Genomic DNA, 16045 nt, shown 5'->3' on the forward strand with positions numbered 1-16045 from the left:
GGCTACGGGCGGGGAGTTCAGCCGGCCACCGGTGAGACCGCGACGCAGCCGCCGGCGGTGATGAGTCCCTCGCCCTTGGCCTCCTTGATGACCTTGCCCTTGTGCGTGATCGAGCAGGCGACGTCGGCCCCGGTCTCGTCCAGGGCGATCGGCATGACGGCGGGCGGCATGATGCCGCGCAGCGTGACGGTCTTCCGCCACGGCAGGGTCGGGGACTTGACCGTCTCGATCTCCGGGTCCATGGCCTTGCCCCCGCCCGCGTGGAACTGGATCTCGTCGACGCTCGTACCGGTGACCTCGTAGGTGACTTCGTACGTCTCGTCCACGGCCTTGTCCACCTGATCGACGGACTCGGAGCAGGCCCCGAGGCCCACGGCGAGACCGAGGACGACGGCTGCGGAGACGGCAGTCCGGATGGTGCGGGCGTTACGGAAGTTGTGGACGCTGCGGACGGTGTGGCTCATCGGTCGATCCCCCCGGATTCAAAGGTCGGTACCTCGCAGCGAATCGCAAAGGAAGAGTAAAGTCAAGGTGCTTGCCCGACGACGAAATGGCAGGTCAGACTGATTGTCAGTGGTGCGTTCTACCGTCGTCCCCATGCTGCTATCTCACGAGGGAGAACCCTTGCGCACCGCTGCTCCGGCGGCGCGCTGGACGGTGGAGCAGGTCCTGGCCCTGGCTCCTGACGAGGCATCACGCAAGGCGGGGAGCAAGCTCGGTTCGACCGGCCCGTGGTCGGGTGGCGGGTGTGACGGTTCGGGTGCGGTGTGGGGGCTGTGCAAGGGCAGTGGAAGCAAGCCGTATCAAACCGTGGTCGACACGACCGGCCCTGCGTACAGGTGCAGTTGCCCCAGCCGGAAGTTCCCGTGCAAGCACGCGCTGGGTCTGCTGCTGGTCTGGGCTTCCGGCGCATCGGCTCTGCCCGCGGGCGAGGTGCCGGACTGGGCCGGCGAGTGGCTGACAGGCCGTCGCAAGCGCGCGGAGACCAAGGGGGAGAAGGGCGGGCCGGCGGCGGGCGGCGCCTCGGCCGCGGGCCCGGCCGACCGGGAGGCCGCCCGGCGGCGCGCCGAGCGTCGGGCCGAGCGGATCACCGGCGGTGCACAGGAGTTGGAGCAGCGGCTGATGGATCTGCTGCGCGGCGGTCTGGCGGCGGCCGACCAGTCGGGGTACGGGCTGTGGGAGGAGACGGCGGCCCGCATGGTCGACGCGCAGGCGCCGGGACTTGCGGGCCGGGTCCGGGAGTTGGGGGCGATCCCGGCGTCCGGCGCCGGCTGGCCGGCGCGGTTGCTCCAGGAGTGCGCGCTGCTGCATCTGCTGGACACCGCGTGGCTGGGCATCGACCGCCTGCCGGAGCCGCTGGCCGCGACGGTCCGTACGCGGGTGGGGCTGACATCCCCCGCCGACGGCCTCCCGGTCCGTGACCGGTGGCTGGTCCTCGCCCAGTACGACACGCCGGACGGCAAGATCGTCACGCGTCGGATCTGGCTGTACGGAAGAGACTCGGGCCGCACCGCACTGCTGCTGTCCTTCGGAGCGGCCGGGCGCTCCCCGGGGCAGGCCCTGCCGGTGGGCGTCACGCTCGACGCCGAACTCACGCCGTATCAGGGAGCCGGGCAGCTACGGGCCGAGCTGGGCGCGCAGTTCGGTGCGCCGGTGCCGTCCGGCACTCCCCCTCGGGGCTCCACGACCGCGGGCGCGGTCGCCTCGTACGGGCGCGCCCTACGGGACGACCCCTGGCTGGAGTCCTGGCCGGTGACCCTGCGCGAGGTCATACCGGTGCCGTCGGGCGACGGCTGGCAACTGGCGGATGCCACAGGCGGTACGGCCCTGCCCGTCATCCCGTCGGCGCTGTCCCGGCCGGGCCTGTGGAAGCTCGTCGCTCTGTCCGGCGGCGCGCCCCTCACGGTGTTCGGCGAATGCGGCCACCGCGGCTTCGACCCGCTCGCCGCCTGGGCCGATGGCTCCGACGGCGGTGCGGCCGAGACCGTACCGCTCATCTGACCGTTCCTGGGCGGTGGGCAGGAGTGAGTCCTGGCTCACCGGCACGCCCCGAACGGTCTTGGGCGCACTGGTCCTCCGCTTTCGCGTCCCGGTCGGCGACGCATATCCCGTATGCGGTCCGTCCCAGGCGGGCGGAATTCCTACGACCTGGCCATATGGGTGTGGCCGGAGGCGACGGGGGAAGCCCCGAACCATCTCGCTGGTGACACGGGGGCCCCGACTGCTGACACCACACCCTGCGTCCCAGATCGCACCGAGAACGTTACCCACACTCCACCGGGCATACCCGCAGATCGTCACACCGCTCACCCCATCGTGTTCATGTTCGCCAAAACGATGCACCTGCCCAGCAGTTGTGAACCCCTCGAGGAGGACCGATGTCCAGTACAACCACCCCGTGGGACGAGCTCGTCACCTCGGCGTTGCTCGGCACCGATCGCCGGCCGTCATCGGCGGGCGGCGATCGGGGGCCGGTCGCGCTCCTGGACGCGGCGGCGCTCCACACCGTGCGGCACAGAGCCGGACTGCTTCCCGCGCCCGCGGCCGCGCGGCCGGGGACGGCACCCGCCGACCACCGGCCGCCCCTGCCGCCGGCCGCGCGGCGCAGACTCGCCCAACTGCTCGCCGACCGGTCGGCGCCGAGCGGTGCGGGCGGTCGGCGCGGTGCCGCGCCGGATCTCACCGAGCTGATCCCGCAGTGGCTGGCCACAGCCGGTCTGCACGGCTACCGGGCGCCGGCGGCGCTGCTCCCGGCGCTTTTGGACGCGGCCCGCGCCCGTACCGACCTGCGGCCGCAGGCCCTGGCGTTCGCCGGGCCGCGTGGGCTGTGGCTGGCCCGGCTGAACCCCGACTGGAGGTTCGCGCTGCGCGGCTCGTCCGGCGGCGCGCCGCGGCCCGAGGTGACGGACCCGGAGGCGGTGCGCCGGCTGTGGGAGGAGGGCTTGTTCGCCGAGCGCGTCGCCCTGCTCGGGGCCGTACGCGCACATGATCCGGGGAGCGCGCTCGCGCTGCTGACCAGCACGTGGCCGACGGAGCGTGCCGAGGACCGGCTGATGTTCGTGGACTCGCTGCGTACCGGGCTGTCCGGTGCGGACGAACCGTTCCTGGAGCAGGCGCTCTCCGACCGCAGCCGCAATGTCCGCGCGACAGCCGCCGAGCTGCTGTCCGCGCTGCCGGAGTCGGCGCTGGCCGGGCGGATGGCGGCCCGTGCGGCGTCGTGCGTGAACCCGGACCTGACGGCCAGTTCCGCGTCCATCGCCGTGGAGGCGCCGCATGAATGCGATGCGGACATGCAGCGCGACGGCGTGGTCGCGGCGCCGCCGTCCGGCCGGGGCGAACGGTCGTGGTGGCTGGGCCAGTTGGTGGAGTCGGCCCCACTGTCCACCTGGCCGGCGCGGTTCGGCGGGCGTACGCCGCAGGAGATCGTCGCGCTGCCCGTCGCCGACGGCTGGGGTGAGGAACTGCACGCGGCGTGGTGCCGGGCGGCGGTCCGGCAGCGGGCCCCGGAGTGGGCCCGCGCTCTGCTGGGCGCCCCCTCCATACCCCCGTCGAACGGCCCCGGCACGGCGTCGCTCGCCGAGCGCTCCAAGCTCCTCGCCACACTGCCCGGTACGGAACGGGCCGCGTGGGTGGCCGACTTCATTGCCGCGCACGGGCTGTCCGAGGCGTTCCAGCTCCTGGGGGTCTGCACGGTTCCATGGGCGGAGCCGCTGGGCAGATCGGTCGTCGACGCGCTCGACATCGCCCGCGACGCGGGGAGCTATCCGTGGAGCTTCAGCGGCGTGATGGGTCTCGCCGAGCGCTGTCTGAACCCGGCGGAGGCAGACCGCCTGGAGGTCCTCACGACGACACCGGACGAGCCGGAGGGCGCGTCGCCGGGAGCCGCCGGCTACTGGTCGGAGGCATTCCAGCGCCTGGTCTCCACCCTGCGGCTGCGCGCGGCGATGGAGGCGGAGCTGCTGCCGGAGGCGGCGTAGGGGGTGCGGTGGTGCCGGCGGCGGATTGCGCTGCCTGCGCCGCGCTGCGTCCTCAATCCCCCCGTGGTCTCCAGGGCAGGGGGACCCCTTCGACGGACCCGGCCTCGCACCGGGCGGGCGACTGAGGACGCAGGGCACCGGACGGGCGAGCGCCCCGGCCCGCCCGGTCAGGCGTCTGCGGACTGGCGGACGTTGGCGTTCACCCAGTCGACGATCGAGCCCGTCGTCGCCCCCGGGGTGAAAATCGCCGCGACGCCCTGCTCCTTCAGCGGTGCGATGTCCGCCTCCGGGATGATGCCGCCGCCGAAGACCTTGATGTCCTCCGCGTCGCGCTCCTTCAGGAGCTCGATCACCTTGGCGAAGAGCGTGTTGTGCGCGCCGGAGAGGATCGAGAGGCCGATCGCGTCGGCGTCCTCCTGGATCGCGGTGTCGACGATCTGCTCGGGCGTCTGGTGGAGCCCGGTGTAGATGACCTCCATACCGGCGTCGCGCAGCGCCCGCGCGATCACCTTCGCCCCGCGGTCATGGCCGTCGAGGCCCGGCTTGGCCACCACCACACGGATCGGACCGGTCACACCCATCACTGCCTCCACATGCGTCTCCCGTGCCGGAAAGGGCCGGGGATGTGAACGAACGTTATCGACAGCATCCCGCAACCCGCCGTTTCGCGGTGGGCCGGGAGGGGGAAATCACACCTGGGACATGTTCGCCGGGCCCCGTTCCCGCATCACGCGGCATGCCTGCCGCGCGGGCCACGGAGGCCAGGGGAGCCGCTATGAGGTCGCCGTACCACCGCGCCGTCAGCCGCACGGCACGGTGGTACGGCTCATCAACAGGTGGTCCGACCAGCCACCCGCGCCTCTGCCACGGCACCCCATGAGGGCATACGGGGACTTGAGCCGCCTCCCGTGCGCCGAAGCAGGAGGTCGGCCATGAAGGTCCTGCCTTTTCTTCCGCTACTGCTGCGCCAGCCGTGTCTGCGTCGCACCTGGCTGTCATCGGCACTGCTGAGAGCCACAGCGTTGGAGCTGATCGTGCTCGTCGGGCACGTGCTCCTCTACCCCTCGGGCATGACCGGGGAGCGGCATGAGGCGACACCCCCGCCCGAACAGCCGCCCACCGCACCGGCCGGAACCCGGGCCCTGCCCACCGAGAGCCCCGAGCGGCGGCCCGTCGTGCTCCTGCACGGGTTCATCGACAACCGCTCCGTCTTCGTCCTGCTGCGCCGCTCCCTCGCCCGGCACGGCTGGCACCATCTGGAGTCCCTCAACTACTCACCGCTGACGTGTGACATCCGCACGGCCGCCGAACTTCTCGGCCGGCATGTCGAGGAGATCTGCACCCGCACCGGGCACCACGAGGTCGACGTCGTCGGCCACAGCCTCGGTGGCCTGATCGCCCGCTATTACGTGCAGCGACTCGGCGGTGACCGACGGGTCCACACCCTGGTCACGCTCGGCACCCCGCACGGCGGCACCGCCGTCGCCCCGGTGGCCAGTGCGCACCCGATCGTGCGCCAGATGCGCAGCGGTTCCGCCCCGATCGAGGAGCTGCGCCGCCCCGCACCCGGCTGCCGCACCCGGTTCGTGAGCTTCTGGAGCGAGCTGGACCAGGTGATCGTCCCGGTCGAGGCGGCCTGCATCGACCATCCGGACCTCGATGCGCTGAACGTGCGCGTCACCGGGATCGGTCACCTCGCACTGCCGGTCCACCCGGCGGTCGCCGCCGGGATCCGGCAGGCCCTGGAGTCCCCGGAATCGGCCACCGGACTCATGGGAGCCGCCTCGGTCGCCTGAGAGCCTGTCGGACCGGAGTCCCTCACGGGCACAAGGCCGCCACGCCGTGCCGGGGGCATGCCCCAGGGCACCATGGCCGCCCGGAGTGCGCTCACAAATAGAACGCGTTTCGAACATAGAGCCAAGGCTCTGTGCACAGTCCGCCGAAAGACGGCCGATTGCCCGTTTCCTGCGGGCCCGGAACCTGAGGAAGATTGTCGCCGTCACGTACTGCCGGGTACAGTCGCGGCCACTGCTTTCCCCCTGGGATTCCCCCACCGGACCCCAGACCCAGGTCCTGCTGCCGAGGCGAGAGAGAAGTTGGTGAACGACCAGCACCCCTACGCCGGGTATGTCGGTTACGACAGCCACTCCACGGGCAGCTTCGACAGCGACCCGCTCTTCGGCTCCCTCCCGGGCAGCCACGACGGCACGTACGACACCACCGGTTACAGCAGCGGCTACGACACCGGACAGGCCGGGTACAGCGGCCCGTACGACTCCACCCAGTGGGACACCGGCGCGCATCAGACCGCCGCGTACGACCCCTATGCCGCGTACGGGACCCAGCACCCGCAGCAGTACGACACCACCGCGACCTGGATGCCGGAAGCCCCGGGCATCCCCGCGCAGGGCGGCGCTCCGGACGCGTCGGGCCAGTGGGACACCAACGGCTGGCACCAGAACGGCCAGTGGGCGACGACCGGGACGGCCGCTTACGACACCGGCGCGTACGACGCCACTGCCTGGAACACCGGCGCCACGCCCGAGCACGAACAGCAAACCGCGCAAACCGCGCACGAGTCGTACGAACCCGAACAGGCCGCGCACGAGGTGTACGAGGACCAGGGTTCCTACGCTCCGTACGAGCCCTACCCGCCCGCCGGGACCGCGGAGCCCGCGGACATCACCGCGACCTCCGAGTTCGGCGTCGCCGACCTGGACCCGGACCTCGAGGCCGATGTGGACGACGCGGCAGACCGGGTGGACCACGCGGCGGAGCGCACCGCCGACATCCCCCGCGCTGCGAGCCGTTCCGTCACCCGCGGCGGCGGTGGCAGCCGCGGCCGGCGTCGCACCCCCGCCAAGCGTTCCGCTCTTCTCACCGTCGCGGTCCCCTCCGCCTGCGTGATGAGCGTCGCCGGTATCGCCGCCGCCTCCGTCGGCGGGCTCGGCAGCGGCGAGGACACCAAGGACGACACCACGTCGATGGCGGCCGCCGACCCCGGCAGCGTCAAGCCGGTCGCCGCCAACAACAAGCTGGACACCCAGCTCGCCAACCTCAGCGCCGACGCCGAGAACTTCGCCGACCGCGCCAGCCGCACCCAGGAGCGCATCGACCTGAGGGAGCGGCAGGCCGCCGAGAAGAAGAAGCGCGAGGAGGAGGCCGCCCGGAAAGAGGCGCTGCGGCCCAAGTTCCTCCTGCCGGTCAAGCAGCACGGCCTCAGCGCCTACTACGGCCAGGCGGGCGTCAACTGGATGTCCGTGCACACGGGCATCGACTTCCCCGTCTCGTACGGCACTCCGGTGATGGCCGCGACCGACGGCACCGTACGCACCCAGTGGAACAGCGCCTACGGGAACATGGCCATCGTCACCACGGCCGACGGTACCGAGACCTGGTATTGCCACCTCAGCAGCACCAGGATCCGCTCGGGCCCGGTCAAGGCCGGTGACGTCATCGCGTACTCCGGGAACTCCGGCAATTCCACCGGCCCGCACCTGCACTTCGAGGTCCGGCCCGGTGGCGGAGCGGCCATAGACCCGCTGCCCTGGCTCCGCAGCCACGGCCTCGACCCGACCTGAGCAGCAGAGCCCGACACGGCACAGGCCCCGCCCGTCGGCAGGGGCGGGCACCCGCGCCCGCCCCGTCGGCTCCGGAGCGGATCCCCTAGAGCTTCTCCACCGGCGCGTACCGCAGCAGCAGCTTCTTCGGTCGTTCGTCCCCGAAGTCGACCGTCGCCTTCGCCTGGTCGCCGATCCCCTCGACCGCCGTCACCGTGCCGAGCCCGAACTGGTCGTGCGTGACCCGGTCCCCGACCACCAGCGTGACCGTCGGCTTGTCCGAGGTACGCCGGGTCGCGAAGCCCGAGGGGCCCGAGCGGGCGCGCGACGAGGACAGCGACGACGTGATCCCCGACGTCGGACCGGCCGGGGCCGCCATCGGCCCGGTCCGCTTCCACTCCAGGTGCTGGTCCGGGATCTCCTCCAGGAACCGCGACGGCGGGTTGTACGAGGGCTGACCCCACGCACTGCGCATCGCCGCCCGGGTCAGGTAGAGCCGTTCACGGGCACGGGTGATGCCGACGTACGCGAGGCGCCGCTCCTCCTCCAGCTCCTTGACCTGTCCCAGGGCGCGCATGTGCGGGAAGACGCCGTCCTCCATGCCGGTCAGGAACACCACCGGGAATTCGAGCCCCTTGGCCGTGTGCAGCGTCATCAGCGTGATGACGCCGGAGCCGTCCTCGTCCTCGTCGGGGATCTGGTCGGAGTCGGCCACGAGCGCGACCTTCTCCAGGAACTCGGCGAGCGTGCCCGTGCCCGCACCTTCCTCCCCGGCGGACTCCCCCCGCTCCTGCTCGAATTCGAGCGCGACGGCGGCGAGTTCCTGGAGGTTCTCGATCCGCGTCTCGTCCTGCGGGTCCGTGGACGCCTGGAGCTCGGCGAGATAGCCGGTCCGTTCCAGCACCGCCTCCAGCACCACGGCGGGGCCCGCGCCGGACTCGACGATCGTGCGCAGTTCCTCCATCAGCGTGTTGAACCGCTTGACGGCGTTGGCCGAGCGGGCCGCCATACCGTACGCCTCGTCGACGCGGCGCAGTGCCTGCGGGAACGTGATCTTCTCGCGCAGCGACAGGGCGTCGATCATCGCCTCGGCGCGGTCGCCGATACCGCGCTTGGGCACGTTGAGGATGCGGCGCAGCGGGACGGTGTCCTCGGGGTTGGCGAGGACCCGGAGGTAGGCCAGGATGTCCCGGACCTCCTTGCGCTCGTAGAATCGCACGCCGCCGACGACCTTGTAGGGCAGGCCGACGCGGATGAAGATCTCTTCGAAGACGCGGGACTGCGCGTTCGTCCGGTAGAAGATCGCGACGTCGCCGGCCTTCGCGTCGCCCGCGTCGGTCAGCCGGTCGATCTCGTCGGCGACGAACTGCGCCTCGTCGTGCTCGGTGTCCGCGACATAGCCGGTGATCCGGGCGCCCTCGCCCGCGTTCGTCCAGAGGTTCTTGGGGCGGCGGCTCTCGTTGCGCTCGATGACCGCGTTGGCGGCGGAGAGGATCGTCTGCGTGGAGCGGTAGTTCTGCTCCAGCAGGATCGTCGTCGCGTTCGGGTAGTCCTCCTCGAACTGGAGGATGTTGCGGATGGTCGCGCCACGGAAGGCGTAGATCGACTGGTCGGCGTCACCCACGACGCAGAGCTCGGCGGGGGCGTCGGCCTCTCCGGCCGGGCCGACCAGCTCGCGTACGAGCGTGTACTGCGCGTGGTTGGTGTCCTGGTACTCGTCCACGAGGACGTGCCGGAAGCGGCGTCGGTAGTGCTCGGCGACGTCGGGGAACGCCTGGAGCAGATGGACCGTCGTCATGATGATGTCGTCGAAGTCCAGTGCGTTGGCCTCGCGCAGCCGGGACTGGTACATCGCGTACGCCTGGGCGAGTGTCTTCTCGAAGCCGTCCGCGGCCTGGCCGGCGAAGGTCTCCTCGTCGATCAGCTCGTTCTTCAGGTTCGAGACCTTGGCCGTGAACGACTTCGGCGGGAAGCGCTTCGGGTCGAGGTCCAGATCGCGGCAGACCAGGGCCATCAGCCGCTTGGAGTCGGCCGCGTCGTAGATCGAGAACGACGAGGTGAAGCCGAGCCGCTTCGACTCGCGGCGCAGGATCCGCACGCACGCACTGTGGAACGTCATGACCCACATGGCGTTGGCGCGCGGTCCGACGAGCTGCTCGACGCGCTCCTTCATCTCGCCCGCGGCCTTGTTGGTGAAGGTGATCGCCAGGATCTGGCCGGGGTGCACGCCGCGCTCGGCCAGCAGGTGGGCGATGCGGTGGGTGAGCACCCGGGTCTTGCCGGAGCCCGCGCCGGCGACGATGAGCAGCGGCGATCCGGCGTGCACGACCGCGGCGCGCTGCTCGGTGTTCAGCCCGTCGAGCAGGGCGGCGGAGTCGATGGCGGGGCGGTGGGCGCCGTCCCGGTAGTACGCGTCCCGAGGCGGCGGGGGCGCGTCGAAGACGCCCGCGAAGAGGTCCTCCGGCACCGCTTCGGGTGCGGAGTCCTCGGGGGGCGGCGGGGGTTCTTCCTCCGAGTGCTGGAGGCCGGCCAGGAAACTGTCGTCAAAGAGGCTGCTCATCGCCTCACGAGTCTAGGGCGACGCACCGACACTCTGCGGCCGCATGGGAAAGCGCGGCCGGAAGGCACCTACGTACGGAGAGCGCCCACCCACGCCCCGTAAGGAAATCGGGGCCCGGACCGACTCCTCCGGCCCCTCTTCACCGAGGTCACAAAAACGTATCGGGCATATCGAACATCAACCTTCCCAGCGGCACCACGGTTGGCTAGCGTGCTCCGTCGGGCGGCCCGTACCCCCTTGAGGCGAACCACGCCGAGCGGGCTCCCCCGCCGAATCCGGGCTGCCCACAGGGGAGTTCGGGACCGGGGACCCACATGCAAAACCGGGGTGAATCGGTCTGTATCCCCACTCGGACCGTAGGGCAGCCTTCCGTTCCGCCCGAACCCGACAGCTAACCCGGCAGGCGGTCCACGGAAGGAGATGCCGGCTTTGGCATCGCATCGCAAACCGCGCAGCCGGGTACGCACCACCACCCCCGCCGTCGGGCTCACGACGGCCGCACTGGCAGGCGTGACCCTGTTGTCGACCCAGAGCGCCACGGCCGCCCCGAGCGCACCCAAGCCCAGCATCGAGGACGTACAGAAGAAGGTCGACGACCTCTACCGGCAGGCGGGCACAGCGACCCAGCAGTACAACAAGGCGAAGGAGGCCTCCGCCACGCAGCGCGGCAAGGTCGACGCCCTGCTGGAGGACGTGGCCGAGCGAGCCGACAAGCTGAACGAGGCGCGCAGAACGCTCGGCAACTACGCGGCCGCGCAGTACCGCACCGGCTCCATCGCCCCGACCGCCACCTTCTTCCTGGCCGACGACCCGCAGTCGTACTTCGACCAGAACCAGCTGATGAACCGGATGACCGCCCAGCAGCAGAAGGCGGTCACGGACTTCCGTACGCAGGAGGCAGCGGCGGCGAAGAAGCGCACCGAGGCGACGAAGAGCCTGGAGACGCTCACCGAGTCCCAGGCCACGCTCCGGACCAGCAAGCAAGCCGTCCAGAAGAAGCTGGGCGAGGCGCGCGCGATGCTGTCGAAGCTGACGGCCGAGGAGAAGGCGCGGCTGGCGGCACTGGAACGCGAGAAGGAGGCGGAGGCCAAGCGCAAGGCGGAGGAACTCGCCCGCCGGCAGGCCGCCGCCAAGGCCGAGGCGGACCGCAAGGCCGAGGAGGCGGCGAAGCAGGCCGGCTCCACCGGCGGGACGGGCACGGGAACCGGGACCGGGACCGGGACCGGCTCGGACACCAGCGCCACCACGAAGGCCGAGAAGGTTCTCGCCTTCGCCCGCGACCAGATCGGCAAGCCCTACGTCTGGGGAGCGACGGGCCCCTCCTCGTACGACTGCTCGGGGCTGACCCAGGCTGCCTGGAAGGCGGCGGGCGTCGACATCCCCCGCACCACCTGGGACCAGGTGAAGATCGGCACCCGGATAGCCACGGCCGACCTGCAGCCGGGCGACCTCGTCTTCTTCTACGACGACATCAGCCACGTCGGTATCTACAAGGGCGACGGCATGATGATCCACGCCCCGAAGCCGGGGGCGAACGTCCGCGAGGAGTCGATCTACTACATGCCGATCTACGGCAGCGTGCGCCCGGCGTAACGCCGGGCCCGCATAAGAGGAGCCCCTGCCGGATCCGGCAGGGGCTCACTCCTTGTGCAAGTGGGTCCGGCTCAGGTCCAGAGTGTCGCGATGAAGATGTTGGCGACCGTCAGTCCGCCGACCGCCGCGAACACGCCCTTCTCGACCTTCTCCTCGTCCCGCTTGATGTAGACCAGCGCGAGGATCACCACCAGGACCGCCAGCTTCACGCCGATCTTGATGTTGTTGACCGGGTGGTCGTCGGCCTGGTTGAGCCCGACCAGCGCGACACCGGTGACCAGCATGGTCAGCGCGCCGTGCAGCATCGCCGGGACGAAGCGTGCCGTGCCCGCACCCATCGCCTTCATCTGGGTCAGGAAGCCGCCCAGGAGGGCGGCGATGCCGATGATGTGCAGCGCGACGAAGACATTGATGAGTACGTCCATGAGGCCGCAGCCTAGCCGGGGCTATATCACCCCCTTCGGCGAGGTGGGGGCTCCTCGGTATTTCACTCGCATCTGTACCAATTGCCTGACTCTGATGGAATTTTCCAGTCACTCGACGACAACACATTGCCAAATTCGGGCAATAGCCGTCATTGCGACTCTTCCTCGCGCCCCGGGCTTAGCGTCCCTGTCCAGGTGGCCGGCTTCACCACCGCTCCGCACCCGGACGGCAGTCCGGTCACCCCGCCGAGAAATCCGGCGGCGGGCCGCTCCCCCTGTTGGCGTCCCGCCGCCGGACCTCAGCGGCCCGCCGGTAGGCCCCGACGGGCAGTCGACGTAAGGAGCCCCGCCCCTGTGGCAGCGCATCGGAAACCCAGGCAGCGCCCGCACACCGGCTCCGCCGCCCGCACCGCAGCCACCCTCGCCTTCGCCGGGGCCGCGACCGCCGCCGTCCTGCCGGGCTCCGCGCACGCCGAACCACAGCCCACCCCCACCCGGATCAAGGCCGCGGTGGACCGGCTGTACCACGACGCCGAGGTCGCCACCGAGCAGTACAACGGCGCGAAGGAGGAGGCGACCGCCGCCGCCAAGTCCTTGAACGCACTGCGCGACGAGGCTGCCCGCAGGACCGAACGCCTCAATGCCTCCCGCGACGCACTCGGTTCGCTCGCCGCCGCGGAGTACCGCACCGGCGGCCTCGACCCCGCCGTGCAGCTGGCGCTGTCCTCGGACCCCGACCAGTATCTGCAACGGGCCTCGTACGTGGAGCGGGCCGCCGACCGCCAGGCGGCCGAGGTCTCCAACGTGCAGCGGCAGGTCACCGAGATCGCCCAGCTGCGCACGGAGGCGAAGGACGAGCTGGCGGCCCTCACCGCCCGCCGGGCCGACCTGAAGAAGCACCGGACGACGGTCAGGGCCAGACTGGCCGACGCCCAGAAGCTCCTGGACACCCTCTCACCCGCGGAGCGCGCCGAGTTCGAACGCGCGGACGCCGCCCGCGCCGCCGCCCGCGCGGATCGCAGCGCCCCGCGCTTAGGCACCGCCCAGGCTCCCAACGCCCGCGCCGCGGAGGCCGTCGCGTTCGCCTACGGGGCGCTCGGCAAGCCGTACGTCTGGGGCGCCACCGGACCGTCCTCGTTCGACTGCTCCGGGCTGACCCAGGCCGCCTGGCGTTCCGCCGGCGTCTCGCTCCCCCGCACCACATACACCCAGATCAACGCCGGCCGGCACATCCCCCGCTCCGAACTCGTCCCCGGTGACCTGGTGTTCTTCTACTCGGGGGTCAGCCATGTCGGTCTCTACATCGGCGACGGACAGATGATCCACGCACCGCACCCCGGAGCGCCGGTCCGCATCGCGCCGATCGACAACATGCCCTTCGCGGGAGCGACCCGGGTCGCATAGGCTCCCTCGCGCACCACGGGAACCCGAGGGCGGCCGCTCCGCGTGGCTGCGCGACACGGTGGCGGGCGGCGGAGTGGCGGTGCTCGCCACCCTCGACGGCGCCCCGGTGGGCGCGGGCGGCTGCTCGGTCCCGGTCGACGGCCTCACCGAACTGGCCGGTCTCGCCGTTGCCGACGCCTTCCGCCGCCGCGGCATCGGCGCGGCACTCTCCGCCCATCTGACCGCCGCCGCATTCGCGCGGGGCTGCCGGGTGGTGTGGCTGGAGCCGGCCGACGCCGCTGTGGAACGGATCTACGCGGGCATCGGCTACCGCAGGGTCGGCGAGAAACTCAACATCTCCATCGACCCCGAACGGGAGAACAGCTGACTCAGACCAGCCGTCGGGCCGTCGCCCACCGCGTCAGCTCGTGCCGGTTCGACAGCTGGAGTTTCCGCAGCACCGCCGAGACATGCGACTCGACCGTCTTCACCGAGATGAACAGCTGCTTGGCGATCTCCTTGTACGCATAGCCGCGCGCGATCAGCCGCAGCACCTCGCGCTCGCGCTGCGTCAGCCGGTCCAGGTCCTCGTCGACAGGCGGCGCGTCCGTCGAGGCGAACGCGTCGAGGACGAAGCCGGCCAGCCGGGGCGAGAACACCGCGTCGCCCTCCTGCACCCGGAAGACCGAATCGACCAGATCGGTGCCGGTGATCGTCTTGGTGACGTAGCCGCGGGCGCCGCCGCGGATGACACCGATGACATCCTCGGCGGCGTCCGAGACGGACAGCGCAAGGAACCGCACCGGGTTCTCGACCGCGCCCATCAGCGGGGCGCAGCGGCGCAGCACCTCGACGCCGCCGCCGCCCGGCAGGTGCACGTCGAGGAGGACGACCTCGGGGCGGGTCGCCGTGATGACGGTGACCGCCTGGTCGACATCGGCGGCCTCGCCGACGACCTCGACACCGGTCTCCTCGGTGCGGCCGATCTCGGCCTGGACTCCGGTGCGGAACATCCGGTGGTCGTCGACGAGCACGACCCGTACCCGGCGCTCCGGGCCCCCGGTCGCTTCGGTGGTCTCGGTCATTCGCTCGCCCTCTCCATCTCCAGCTCGACTTCCGTGCCCCCGCCGGGCACCGAACGCAGCCGCGCCGTACCGCCGTTGCGCTGCATCCGGCCGATGATTGATTCTCGTACGCCCATTCTGTCCCCCGGTACGGAATCCGGATCGAATCCCGGACCACGGTCCCGTACGGAGACGAAGACCGTGCGGCCCTCGACCTCCGCGTAGACCTGCACGGCGCCGCCCTCGCCACCGTACTTCGCGGCATTGACCATCGCCTCGCGTGCGGCCTGCATCTGCGCGGCGAGCTTCTCGTCGAGCGGGCAGTCGCCGACGACGACGACCTCCAGTGGGACACCGTGCTTGTCCTCGACCTCGGCGGCGGCGCGTTTGACCGCTTCGGCGAGGGTCTCCGGTTCGTCGCCCTCGTCCTTGCCGGTGCCCTCGGGGTTGTACAGCCAGTTGCGCAGCTCGCGTTCCTGGGCGCGGGCCAGTCTGCGGACCTCGCTGCCGTCGTCCGCGTTGCGCTGGATCAGGGTGAGGGTGTGCAGCACGGAGTCGTGGACGTGAGCCGCGACCTCGGCGCGTTCCTGGGCCCTGATGCGCATCAGGCGTTCCTCGGACAGGTCCTGGGTCATGCGGACGAGATAGGGACCCGCCAGCAGCGCGATGCCGGTGAGGACGGCGATCGCCGCGGTCAGCACATTGCCGAGCTGGGCCGCGGAGCCGCGTACCACCATGAAGACGGCGAGTCCCAGGCCGACCAGGGCGACCCCGGCCAGCGCCCGGGCCAGATGCAGCACCCGGCGGCGGCGGCCGACCTCCATCCAGCGGGCCCGGCGGGCGTTGTCGGCCTGCCGCCACACCAGGACGGAGCCCGCGCCGATCAGCAGCGTCGGCCAGATGTAACGGTCGGCCTTGCTGCCCATGTCGACGTTGCCGACGAAGATCACGGCGCCGATGAGCAGCGCGAGGAGGGCGAACACCTGCCCCTTGTCGGGCTTGCGGAGCCTGCGCCGGCCGTCGGGGGCCGTCTCGAAGACGGAGCGCGGCGCGTCGACGCCGCCGACGCCGAGGGGGACGACGATCCAGAACACGGCGTAGAGCAGAGCCCCGAGGCCGTCCGCGAAGAACAGTCCGAGGAAGACGAACCGCACCCAGGCGACGGGCAGCCCGAGATGTCCGGCGAGACCGCGCGCGACGCCGCCGAGCAGCCGTCCGTCGGCACTGCGGTACAGCTTGCGCAGCGGTGGCTCCTCCGGGTCGGAGCTGAGAGAGCTTGCGGCTCGGGGTGAGGCGGTCGGCATGCCACGATCGTCACATGGACGGGTGAGCGGCGGTATCAGGGTCTGCCCCCACTTCGACCCTGAGAGCCTGTCGGGCAGGTCCCACCCGCCGCACGCCCCGCGACGGCGCCCTTCAGGGTCCGGGGGAACCAATATCAGGGATCGGCCAGGGTCGCCGCGGGTCCCGTCGGCGCTTGCCG

12 protein-coding genes, 1 pseudogene and 1 riboswitch are annotated in these 16045 nt (G+C 71.2%); of the genes and pseudogenes, 7 read left to right on the top strand and 6 right to left on the bottom strand.

What is annotated here, in order from left to right; genetic code table 11:
* Window positions 1–17 precede the first annotated feature (17 nt).
* Window positions 18–464: a hypothetical protein gene (locus OG972_RS16830; RefSeq protein WP_266982429.1), complete on the bottom strand. Its 447-nt coding sequence runs from the start codon at window positions 462–464 to the stop codon at window positions 18–20.
* A gap of 133 nt (window positions 465–597) precedes the next feature.
* Here OG972_RS16830 and OG972_RS16835 point away from each other — a divergent pair, with 133 nt between their 5' ends.
* Together OG972_RS16835 and OG972_RS16840 are read left to right on the top strand one after the other, a co-directional pair.
* Complete coding sequence (locus tag OG972_RS16835; RefSeq protein ID WP_266982431.1) at window positions 598–2001, top strand: SWIM zinc finger family protein; 1404 nt, start codon at window positions 598–600, stop codon at window positions 1999–2001.
* A 377-nt stretch (window positions 2002–2378) separates the two neighbouring features.
* A complete protein-coding gene (locus OG972_RS16840) occupies window positions 2379–3977 on the top strand; it encodes a DUF5691 domain-containing protein (RefSeq protein ID WP_266982433.1) in 1599 nt (532 codons plus the stop codon).
* Between the two features lie 167 nt (window positions 3978–4144).
* Here the strand turns inward: OG972_RS16840 and OG972_RS16845 are convergent, their stop codons facing one another.
* Window positions 4145–4558, bottom strand: coding sequence for a cobalamin B12-binding domain-containing protein (locus OG972_RS16845; RefSeq protein ID WP_266982434.1), 414 nt, complete (start codon window positions 4556–4558; stop codon window positions 4145–4147).
* A 351-nt stretch (window positions 4559–4909) separates the two neighbouring features.
* On the opposite strand from OG972_RS16845, the gene OG972_RS16850 reads away from it, so the two are divergent.
* The gene (locus OG972_RS16850) at window positions 4910–5773 is read left to right on the top strand and encodes a triacylglycerol lipase (protein ID WP_266982436.1); all 864 of its coding nucleotides are present in this window, start codon (window positions 4910–4912) and stop codon (window positions 5771–5773) included.
* Window positions 5774–6076: 303 nt separating this feature from the next.
* Window positions 6077–7558 carry a M23 family metallopeptidase gene (locus tag OG972_RS16855; RefSeq protein ID WP_266982438.1) on the top strand — a complete coding sequence of 494 codons (1482 nt, stop codon included), beginning with the start codon at window positions 6077–6079 and terminating at the stop codon, window positions 7556–7558.
* Between the two features lie 85 nt (window positions 7559–7643).
* On the opposite strand, the gene pcrA is transcribed toward OG972_RS16855, so the two are convergent.
* A complete protein-coding gene (gene pcrA / locus OG972_RS16860; protein WP_266982440.1) occupies window positions 7644–10097 on the bottom strand; it encodes a DNA helicase PcrA in 2454 nt (817 codons plus the stop codon).
* Between the two features lie 257 nt (window positions 10098–10354).
* A riboswitch (cyclic di-AMP (ydaO/yuaA leader) is annotated at window positions 10355–10519 on the top strand.
* Between pcrA and OG972_RS16865 the strand changes: the two genes are divergently transcribed.
* Window positions 10518–11690 carry a C40 family peptidase gene (locus tag OG972_RS16865; RefSeq protein ID WP_266982441.1) on the top strand — a complete coding sequence of 391 codons (1173 nt, stop codon included), beginning with the start codon at window positions 10518–10520 and terminating at the stop codon, window positions 11688–11690. Its footprint overlaps the riboswitch before it by 2 nt.
* Window positions 11691–11761: 71 nt before the next feature.
* Here OG972_RS16865 and OG972_RS16870 read toward each other — a convergent pair whose 3' ends face one another.
* Window positions 11762–12115: a hypothetical protein gene (locus OG972_RS16870; RefSeq protein ID WP_266982443.1), complete on the bottom strand. Its 354-nt coding sequence runs from the start codon at window positions 12113–12115 to the stop codon at window positions 11762–11764.
* Window positions 12116–12469: 354 nt separating this feature from the next.
* On the opposite strand from OG972_RS16870, the gene OG972_RS16875 reads away from it, so the two are divergent.
* Window positions 12470–13519, top strand: coding sequence for a C40 family peptidase (locus tag OG972_RS16875; RefSeq protein ID WP_266982444.1), 1050 nt, complete (start codon window positions 12470–12472; stop codon window positions 13517–13519).
* 19 nt (window positions 13520–13538) lie between these two features.
* Window positions 13539–13886, top strand: a pseudogene (locus OG972_RS16880) (GNAT family N-acetyltransferase); the annotation flags it as partial.
* A gap of 1 nt (window position 13887) precedes the next feature.
* Here the strand turns inward: OG972_RS16880 and OG972_RS16885 are convergent.
* Together OG972_RS16885 and OG972_RS16890 are read right to left on the bottom strand one after the other, a co-directional pair.
* Window positions 13888–14583 carry a response regulator transcription factor gene (locus OG972_RS16885; protein WP_266982445.1) on the bottom strand — a complete coding sequence of 232 codons (696 nt, stop codon included), beginning with the start codon at window positions 14581–14583 and terminating at the stop codon, window positions 13888–13890.
* Window positions 14580–15866, bottom strand: a complete 1287-nt coding sequence (locus OG972_RS16890) for an ATP-binding protein (protein WP_266982447.1) — start codon at window positions 15864–15866, stop codon at window positions 14580–14582. The genes OG972_RS16885 and OG972_RS16890 overlap by 4 nt, the downstream gene beginning before the upstream one ends.
* Between the last annotated feature and the right edge of the window lie 179 nt (window positions 15867–16045).

Origin of the sequence: Streptomyces sp. NBC_01669 (assembly GCF_026339735.1) — a bacterium.
Classification (GTDB): domain Bacteria; phylum Actinomycetota; class Actinomycetes; order Streptomycetales; family Streptomycetaceae; genus Streptomyces; species Streptomyces yanii.